The sequence below is a fragment of the Mesorhizobium sp. genome, assembly GCF_004962925.1.
In the GTDB taxonomy this organism is placed as follows: Bacteria; Pseudomonadota; Alphaproteobacteria; order Rhizobiales; family Rhizobiaceae; genus Mesorhizobium.
In genome coordinates this window covers 14,666-21,775 of the sequence record NZ_SUEO01000064.1, presented here as the reverse complement: position 1 = coordinate 21,775, position 7,110 = coordinate 14,666, and the positions used below count along the sequence as shown (strand labels likewise).

Here is a 7,110-nt window from a genome sequence, read left to right as displayed (position 1 = left end):
GGTCGGCATCTGGCCGGATTCACGCAGCAGTGATCTCGGCCACGCGCTGGAGCTTAGCCGGCGTGTGTTCGCCGCCTACCGCGACGATGTCGTCGTGCAGCCCTATGTCGCCGGGCGCAACGCGCGAGCCAGTTTTCTGGGCCTGAAGCCGGACACCGGCGTCGAGGCGCTCGGCGTCGCCTTTGTCGATTCGGCTAGTGATTTCCAGACCATGGCAGACAGCCTGGCGCTCTATGGCGACACCGGCGCGGCTGCCAGGGAGGCGGGGACATATGCCGAGCCCGAGCTGCTGCCGGTCGCCGCTAGCCAGCCGCGAGCCGATGCAAGGATCCGACGGATCGCACAAAGCCTGATGACCGGGCTTGGGTTGCGGGATGTATTTTCCATCGATTTCCGGGTCGAAGCCGACGACAGCGTCCATCTCATCGAGTTCGAGGTCTGCCCCGGCCTGCCCTGCTTCGATTTCCGCGCCTATTGCCGCACGCAATGGGAGATGGGCCTCGCCGACGCGATGGCCGAGACCGCGGCGAGCCGTTTTGGCCGAGTGGCCGCGTCCTGAGCAAAAATCCTGCGCAAAGCTGCCCCCGGCGACCCAGGATCATATCGTATCTCGATAAATGGCTTGCGTTCCGCCACCTCACTTAATAGGGTGTTAAGTGAAGGAGGCACTCGGTGAAGGTCGACCCTGCGACATCCCCGGACGTGGCGGCGCTGGAAGCGGCGGACGCGGACAAGGCAAAGCATGTCGGTGAACGGATCAAGGCCATTCGCACGGCCCGACGCATTTCGCTTCGCCAGCTGGCCGACATGATCGGCACGACGGCGAGCTTCATCAGCCAGCTCGAGCGCAATCTGAGCGGAGCCAGCGCCAGCACCCTGATGCGGATCGCGGCTGCCTTGGACCTCGGCATCAACGACTTGTTCGAGCAGAGCGAAGGTGGGTTCCACAAGGTGCTCACCAGAGCCGACCGCCCCTTGCTGCCGATCAGCCACGGTTGCCGAAAGACGTTGCTGTCGCGGCGGCCGATCCATGAATTCGAGGTTTATTCGGGGGATTTCGACGTTGGCGGCTCGACCGGCAACGACGCTTACACGCATGGCGGCAAGCACGAGATGTTCGTCGTCCTGAAGGGGACAGTCGAGCTGACGCTGGCGGACGAGCGCTTCGTCATGAACGAGGGCGACAGCATCGAGTACGCAACCTCGACGCCGCATCGCACGGTGAACATCGGCAAGACGCCGGCGCAGGTGCTCTGGATCATCGCGCCCCCGACCAGCGGCGCGGCGGAACTCAATCAATACACCCCCGGACAAGGCTCGCAGCCGGGCAGACAGAAGTAATGCGGGTGCACGTAAATGGGAGATAAAACATGAAGACCAGGATCGGACAGGTGACCGCGCTCGGGCTGCTGATGATCACCACCGCAGCGCTTGCACAGAGCAAGCCCGTGGCGGGCGAGGTGGCCGAGGGCTCGCTGAAGGACAAGACGCTTACCTTCGTCTCGTATGGAGGCATTTATCAGGATGGTCAGATCGCCGCGCTAAAAGAGTTCGTCGACAAGTCCGGTGTCACGCTGCTCAGCGACGGGCCAACCGAAATCTCGAAACTGCAGGCGCAGGTCGAGTCCGGCAATGTGACCTGGGACGTCGTCGACACCGGCGATTTCCCGCCCTACGTCTATTGCGGCAAGTTGTTCCAGAAGCTGGACTTCTCGAAGATCGATACGTCCAACATTCCACAGGGCCAGATCAGCGATTGCAGCGTGCCGGCCATGAACTATGGCGTGGTGCTGATGTACAACACCGAAAAGTACAAGGATAACCCGCCCAAGAGCTGGAAGGATTTCTTCGACATCGAGAAATTCCCGGGCTCGCGCGCTCTGGAGGGCAGCGGCGATCTGTCCGGCGGCATGATCGAGCAGGCGCTGCTCGCAGCCGGCGGGTCGGTGGAGAAAATGACGGTTGCCGATATCGACAAGGCGATCGAGAAGGTGAAGTCGCTCGGTCCGGACACGATCTTCTGGAAAACCGGCGCCGATTCCCAGCAGCTCGCCGAATCCGGCGAAGCCGACATGATCGCGATGTGGACCGGACGTGCCATGACCGCGGTGAAGAACGGCGCGGCATACACGCCGGCATGGCAGGACTGGCTGGTCGTGATGGACCAGATGACCATTCCGATGGGCGTCAAGGACCCCGATGCGGCACATGCGCTGATCAACGCCTACGTCGGCAAGAGCGCGCAGGAGACGCTTGCAAAAACCACCTCGTATACGCCGATCCACAAGGACGCGAAGCCCGAAGTGGACGAGGTCACCGCCGCGTTCATGACCAACACGCCGGACAAGCTGAAGCTTGGCTATCAGCAGAACATCAAGTTCTGGGTGGAGAACTTCGAGGTAGCGAACGAAAAGTGGAACGCGTTGATGGCGGGCAACTAGGTCCGCCGCAGTGGCAACGATAACAACCGACAGCCGGAACACTGGTCCGGCTGTCGCGGCAGGCGACCGGCGGCGCTGGTTTCGTGGACAGGCTTTCTGGCTCGTCGCGCCGGCGCTGCTGCTGCTCGTTGTCGCCTTGGGTTTACCGCTCGCCATCGTGACCTTGCGCAGCTTTTCCGAGCCGCAATGGGGATGGCAGAACTATGCCTGGTTCTTCGGCACACCGGTCAACCTGACCGTCCTCCAGCGGACCTTCGCGATCTCCGCCTGGGTGACGCTGGTGTGTCTCATTGCCGGCTATCCCTATGCCTACGTGATGACCGCAGTCGGACCCAAGATGCGGCTCATCCTCATCCTGTGCGTGCTGGTGCCGTTCTGGGTGAGCGGGGTGGTGCGCACCCTGGCATGGGTCATCCTTTTGCAGGACTCCGGCGTGATCAACTCCGTCATCCGGGCAGTCGGCCTCGGTCCGGTCAAGCTGATCCGCACGCAGACAGGCGTGGTGATCGGCATGGCGCAGGTGCTTTTGCCGTTCATGATCCTGCCGCTCTATTCGGTGATGAAGACGATCGACTTGCGGCTCATGCAGGCGGCACGAAGCCTCGGCGCGAGCCCGGCGCGAGCCTTTGCCCAGGTCTATCTGCCGCTCTCGCTTCCGGGCGTCTACGCCGGCGCCATCATCGTGTTCATTCTTGCGCTCGGGTTCTACATCACCCCCGCGCTGCTCGGCGGTCCGCGTTCGACCATGCTCTCGACCCTGATCCAGAACCAGGTGCTCAGCCTGCTCAACTGGGGTCGCGGCGGTGCGATGGGTGTGGTCTTGTTGATCGCGACCTTCGTCCTGCTCGCGCTTGCAGCGCCGCTGTCGCGCCAACCGTATAAGACGGGATCGACACGCTGATGAAACAGCCCGGTCGAATCCTGCTCGGTTTGTACTGCCTGCTGGTCGCGGTCTGGCTGGTCGCACCGACAATCGTCGTCGTGCCGATGTCGTTCAACGACAAGAAGTCGCTGGCCTTTCCGCCGTCCGGCTTTTCCTGGCAGTGGTACCAGAACTTTTTCACCAACCCCGAATGGTCGGCGAGCCTGGTCAGTTCGCTCAAGGTTGCCATCGTCACTGCAGTGTTCGCCACCATCATCGGCACGCTTGCGGCATTCGGCCTCGATCGCATGAAAAGCCGCGTCAGCGGCGTGCTGCGCGCACTGCTGATCACGCCAATGGTCGTGCCGGGGGTGGTGCTCGCCGTCGGAATCTACGCGGTCTATCTCGATACGCAGTTGGTCGGCACCATGACCGGCTTCGTGCTGGCCCACACGATGCTCGCCGTTCCTTTCGTCATCATCGCCGTCTCCGCCAGCTTGGAAGTCTTCGACAAACGGCTGGAGACGGCTGCGGCCAGCCTCGGCGCGACCCGGCTGACGGCGTTCAGGACGGTGACGTTGCCGCTGATCGCGCCAGGCATCTTGTCAGGCTTGCTGTTTGCCTTCGTAACCTCGTTCGACGAGATCATCGTCGCGCTGTTCATCACCAGCCCTTACCTCAAGACACTGCCGGTCCAGATCTTCTCGAGCATCACCCGGGACGCCGACCCGACCGTTGCGGCGGTGGGCACGCTGCTCTTCATCGTGACGTCGCTGGTTATCGGGGCGGGGCTGCTGATCGGTTCGAGACAGGGAAAACGTTGACATGACCTCATCTTCGACCCGCGGCGCAGCCATCGATCTCAAATCCGTCAGCAAACAGTATGGCAGCTTCGTCGCTCTCGACAAGGTCTCGCTGCGCATCGAGCCGGGGGAGTTCATGACGCTGCTCGGGCCTAGCGGTTCGGGAAAGACGACCACGCTCAACGTCATCGCCGGCTTCACCGAGGTCAGCTCGGGTTCGCTTGATGTCGGCGGCAAAAGCGTCATCGGCATACCGGCGCACAAGCGCAACATCGGCGTGGTCTTCCAGCACTACGCGCTTTTTCCGCATATGACGGTCAGCAGGAACGTCGCATATCCACTGACCTTGCGCGGCATCGCCAATCCCGATCGCGCGGCCCGGGTGCGCAAAGCATTGGACATGGTGAAGATGGCGGATTTCGGCCACCGCTTCCCCAGCGAGCTCTCCGGCGGGCAGCAGCAGCGCGTCGCGCTGGCGCGCGCCATCGTATTCGACCCGCCGCTGCTCCTGATGGACGAGCCGCTCGGCGCGCTCGACAAGAAGTTGCGTGAATGGCTGCAGCTCGAGATCAAACGGATCCACCGGGAGTTGGGCACCACCTTCGTTTACGTCACGCACGACCAGGAGGAGGCCCTTGTCCTCTCCGACCGCATCGCCGTGTTCAACCAGGGACGCATCGAGCAGATCGGCAGCGGTCGCCAACTCTATGACGAGCCCGAAACCTTGTTCGTCGGCAAGTTCGTTGGCGACTCGACAATACTGCGTGGCGCGGCCTCCACCTCCGGGAACGAGACCGCCATCGATATAGAAGGACGGAAAGTGGCCACCGCCAAACGCCTTCCCGATGGCGCCAAACCGGTGATGCTGCTGCGGCCGGAGAAGCTGAGCCTCGCCAGGCGAGGAAAAGGCGGGCAGGATCGAAACACCCTGCCCGGGCGCATCGGCGAGGCCATCTATCTCGGCTCGGGCTCCAAATACGAGGTCGTTCTGGCCGACACCTCCAAGGCGATCGTGCGCTCGACGCTGGATGCCGAGACCTTCGCCATCGGCGACGAGGTCGACCTCATATTCGCGGGCAGCGACGTGAAGCTGTTGGCGGACGACGAAAAGGCCGATTTCACGCTGACCTGAATCCTATCTGGGAAAATCGCGACAATGGATGTGAAGAAGAACGGCGACGTTTCATTCTGGTATGCCGACATCGGCGGCGTGCCCGGCTATCGGCCGCCGCTGCAGGGCGATATCGTGGCCGACGTTTGCATCGTCGGGGCCGGCTACACCGGCCTTTGGACCGCCTATTACCTGAAGCAGGCAGCGCCGCACCTCAACATCGTCATCGTCGAGAAGGAGTTCGCCGGCTTCGGTGCTTCGGGACGCAATGGCGGCTGGCTGTCCGGCGGATTCTCATGGTCGCGCGAAAAATACGAGGAAGCATCGTCGCGCCAAGGGGTCATCGCTATGCAGGCGGCGATGATGGGCACGGTGAACGAGGTCATATCGGTCGCGGAAACCGAAGGCATCGACGCCGATATTCGCCGTACCGACGAACTGCTGGTCGCAACCAACGAGGCGCAGGAACAGCGCGCCAAGGCGATGTATGCCCATGCCAGATCCTGGGAGCTGACCGACGAGCGCGTCGGGTACATCGATGCTGCGGAGATGCGCCGGCGCATAGCGGTGCACAACGCGCGCGGCGCCTTCGTTATCAAGAAAGTTGCGCGGGTTCAGCCCGCAAAGCTGGTGCAGGGGCTCGCCAGGGCAGTGGAGCGCCTTGGTGTCCAGATCTGTGAACAGACGACCGTGCTGTCGATCGAGAAGGGCAAGGTCGTGACCAACCGAGGCGTGGTGCGCGCCGAAAAGATCGTGCGGGCGACCGAGGGTTTCACCGCGGGAATTGCCGGCCACGAGAGACTTTGGTTGGCGCTCAACAGCGCCATCGTTGTGACCGAGCCTTTGTCTGAAAAGTTATGGAGTGAAATTGGCTGGGATGGCTACGAGGTTCTCGGTGACGCCGCACACACCTACTGCTACGCCCAGCGCACCCGGGAAGGACGCATTGCCATGGGTGGGCGCGGGGTGCCCTATCGGTTCGGCTCGAAGACCGACGTTCGAGGCGTCACCCAGCAGGCGACGATCGATAAGCTGCACAAGATCCTGACGACGCTTCTGCCGCAGACCAAGGGGCTAAGGCTCGACCATGCGTGGTGTGGAACGCTGGGCGTGCCGCGCGACTGGTGCACGACGGTGGGCTTCGACAGGCAGACCGGAATAGGCTGGGCCGGTGGCTATGTCGGTCTCGGCGTTTCCACCTCGAACCTCTCGGGACGCACCTTGAGGGATCTGCTGCTGGGCAACGACACCGATCTGACGCGGCTTCCCTGGGTCAATCGAACCGTGCGCAAATGGGAGCCGGAGCCGCTGCGCTGGCTCGGCGTCCATTCCATGTATCAGCTCTATCGGATTGCCGACGAGCGGGAAGCAAAGGGCCTGCCGCGCACATCGCGTCTGGCCGCCCTTGCCGATCGCATCACCGGCCATTGAACCGCATCACCTCCAGGACTTAAGAAAATGATCGACTTCAAGACCTTCGCCCATCTGGCGCATATCGACCTCGGCGAGCCCCAGCCGAAACCCACCTCGGTGGAAGGCGATCAGCTGGAAGCGGCCAACACCCTCTGGACTTCGGATGACGGCAAGATCGAAGTCGGTGTCTGGGAATGTTCGCAGGGCCGGTTTACCGCGCGCCGAGACACGAATTCCGAGATTTGCCACATCGTCTCCGGCCGCGTGACGCTGCATGGTCCCGAAGGCGCCGCCAAAGATGTCGGAGCCGGCGAATTGCTTGTCCTGCCGCTTGGTTGGGAGGGCGAATGGACGATCCACGAGAAAACGCGCAAGCTTTACATCCTGCATTCGGTCTGATCGCCACGGCGGTTGCCGCTGAACTAAACCCCTTCGACCAGCACGATCTCGCCGTCGGCCACTTTCTGGCGGATCGCCACG

General features: G+C 62.5%; 7 protein-coding genes and 1 pseudogene. All 8 read left to right on the top strand.

Features of this window, described 5'->3' with window-relative positions; translation table 11 throughout:
* Positions 1-559 (top strand): annotated as a pseudogene (locus E5W87_RS15100) (D-alanine:D-lactate ligase-like protein); the annotation flags it as partial.
* 113 nt (positions 560-672) lie between these two features.
* Positions 673-1,341, top strand: coding sequence for an XRE family transcriptional regulator (locus tag E5W87_RS15095; RefSeq protein WP_292398632.1), 669 nt, complete (start codon positions 673-675; stop codon positions 1,339-1,341).
* Between the two features lie 29 nt (positions 1,342-1,370).
* Complete coding sequence (locus tag E5W87_RS15090; RefSeq protein ID WP_292398629.1) at positions 1,371-2,441, top strand: extracellular solute-binding protein; 1,071 nt, start codon at positions 1,371-1,373, stop codon at positions 2,439-2,441.
* 10 nt (positions 2,442-2,451) lie between these two features.
* Entirely contained in the window at positions 2,452-3,342 is an 891-nt protein-coding gene (locus tag E5W87_RS15085) for an ABC transporter permease (protein ID WP_292398626.1), read from the top strand.
* The gene (locus E5W87_RS15080) at positions 3,342-4,127 is read left to right on the top strand and encodes an ABC transporter permease (RefSeq protein ID WP_292398624.1); all 786 of its coding nucleotides are present in this window, start codon (positions 3,342-3,344) and stop codon (positions 4,125-4,127) included. The genes E5W87_RS15085 and E5W87_RS15080 overlap by 1 nt, the downstream gene beginning before the upstream one ends.
* A gap of 1 nt (position 4,128) precedes the next feature.
* Positions 4,129-5,238: an ABC transporter ATP-binding protein gene (locus E5W87_RS15075; protein WP_292398622.1), complete on the top strand. Its 1,110-nt coding sequence runs from the start codon at positions 4,129-4,131 to the stop codon at positions 5,236-5,238.
* A 24-nt stretch (positions 5,239-5,262) separates the two neighbouring features.
* Entirely contained in the window at positions 5,263-6,648 is a 1,386-nt protein-coding gene (locus E5W87_RS15070; RefSeq protein WP_292398619.1) for an FAD-binding oxidoreductase, read from the top strand.
* Positions 6,649-6,675: 27 nt separating this feature from the next.
* Positions 6,676-7,029 carry a cupin domain-containing protein gene (locus E5W87_RS15065; RefSeq protein WP_292398616.1) on the top strand — a complete coding sequence of 118 codons (354 nt, stop codon included), beginning with the start codon at positions 6,676-6,678 and terminating at the stop codon, positions 7,027-7,029.
* Positions 7,030-7,110: the final 81 nt, after the last annotated feature.